Below are 1,891 nucleotides of genomic sequence, written 5' to 3' on the forward strand. Positions count from 1 at the left end.
GACCAGAACAGCTCCATGACCAGAACAGCTCCATGAACGACACCGGCAACCAGGCCGAGGCCAGCAGCCAGATCAGCGCCGGTGTCAGCAATGGCGCGAGGAGGGTGGTGACGGCGGCAATGGCCACCGACAACGCCAGGTCGCCGCGAGCCAGCCAGGTCATCACGTTCGACGAAGTGCCGCTCGGGCAGCAGCCGACCAGAATCACCCCGACGGCGATCTCTGGCGGCAGGTGGAATACCTGGCAGAGTAACCATGCCATGCCGGGCATGATCACGAAGTGGGCGACCACGCCCAGGGCCACGCGCCACGGATGGCGAGCGACTTCGGCGAAGTCTTCGAGCTTGAGGGTCAGGCCCATGCCGAACATCACCAGCCCCAGCAGCGGCACAATGGCGCCTTTCAAACCGATGAACCAGGCCGGCTGCAGAAACGCCACGATGGCGAAAATCAGTACCCAGTAAGCGAAGGTGTTGCCGACAAAACGACTCAATGCAGCGAGTGCGCGCATGGCCTGATCCTTGTTATGTGTTTAAAAGCGGGTAGGGCTTGGAACTTGGGTTGCCTGCAAAAAGATCGCAGCCTTCGGCAGCTCCTAYATTTGAAATGCGATCCTTTGTAGGAGCTGCCGAAGGCTGCGATCTTTTCTTACCAGGCGCCGCCGATCAAGGCCGGCGCCCTAAGGCAATCAGATACCCTGTGGGGTCTCTTCACCACCCAACGCTTCAACCAGTGCTGGCAGGAAGTCGCCGAAGGTCAGCATCATCAGGGTGAAGCTGGCGTCCAGTTGGCCGAGTGCTTCGTCGCCACCGTCCTGCTCCGCCTGATCTTGCAGCAGGTCTTCGAACTTCAGGCGCTTGACCACCATTTTGTCGTCAAGCACGAACGACAGTTTGTCCTGCCAGGCCAGCGACAGTTGAGTGACCACTTTGCCGGTGCTCAGGTGCAGCTGGATTTCTTCGCTGGTCAGGTCCTGACGCTTGCAGCGCACGATRCCGCCGTCTTCGTGGGTGTCGCGCAGTTCGCACTCGTCCAGCACAAAGAAATCGTCTGCGGCTTTCTGAGTGGTAACCCACTCGGTCATGGTTGCGGTCGGCGACATCTTCACCGTCAGCGGACGTACCGGCAGCGAGCCGATCACTTCACGCAGGGTGGACAGCAGGTCTTCGGCACGTTTCGGGCTGGCCGAGTTCACCAGGATCAGGCCCTGTTTTGGCGCAATGGCGGCGAAGGTCGACGAGCGACGGATAAAGGCGCGAGGCAGGAAGGCCTGGATGATTTCATCCTTGATCTGATCGCGTTCCTTTTTATAGACCTTGCGCATTTGTTCGGCTTCGATCTCTTCGACCTTTTCCTTCACTGCGTCACGCACGACGCTGCCCGGCAGAATGCGTTCTTCTTTACGGGCGGCGATCAGCAGGAAGTCTCCGCTGACGTGTACCAGCGGTGCATCTTCGCCTTTGCCGAAGGGCGCGACGAAACCGTAGGTGGTCAACTCCTGGCTTGCACATGGACGCGCCAGTTTGGTGGCCAGTGCAGTTTCCAACGCCTCGGCATCAAAAGGCAGATCTTGGGTCAGGCGATAGATAAGCAGGTTTTTGAACCACATGGGGTGAGTCTCTCCTTTATACAAAGGGGGGCATTATTGTCTTCGCCGGGTCATAGGCCAACCCTTCTCTAAGCCTTTGGAAGGCCTGAGAAAATTATTTAAAAAAGTGCTTGCCAGAGGTTGGGTCGCTCCGTAGAATGCGCGCCACACCGAAGCGAAGGGTGATTAGCTCAGCTGGGAGAGCGTCTGCCTTACAAGCAGAATGTCGGCGGTTCGATCCCGTCATCACCCACCATTCGTTTCAAGTGTTTAGCGCAGCGGTAGTTCAGTCGGTTAGAATAC

At 58.2% G+C, this 1,891-nt stretch carries 2 protein-coding genes and 1 tRNA gene; 1 reads left to right on the forward strand and 2 read right to left on the reverse strand.

What is annotated here, in order from left to right; translation table 11 throughout:
• Together AC1DLB_RS28935 and rdgC are read right to left on the reverse strand one after the other, a co-directional pair.
• A partial coding sequence (locus AC1DLB_RS28935; protein ID WP_477786184.1) for a bile acid:sodium symporter family protein occupies nt 1–511 on the reverse strand: 511 nt, incomplete at its 3' end.
• Nucleotides 512–688: 177 nt separating this feature from the next.
• Nucleotides 689–1,609 carry a recombination-associated protein RdgC gene (rdgC, locus tag AC1DLB_RS28940; RefSeq protein WP_007936132.1) on the reverse strand — a complete coding sequence of 307 codons (921 nt, stop codon included), beginning with the start codon at nt 1,607–1,609 and terminating at the stop codon, nt 689–691.
• Nucleotides 1,610–1,768: 159 nt separating this feature from the next.
• On the opposite strand from rdgC, the gene AC1DLB_RS28945 reads away from it, so the two are divergent.
• A tRNA-Val gene (locus AC1DLB_RS28945) sits at nt 1,769–1,844 on the forward strand.
• Nucleotides 1,845–1,891: the final 47 nt, after the last annotated feature.

It is taken from the genome of Pseudomonas sp. 05N434, assembly GCF_056396965.1.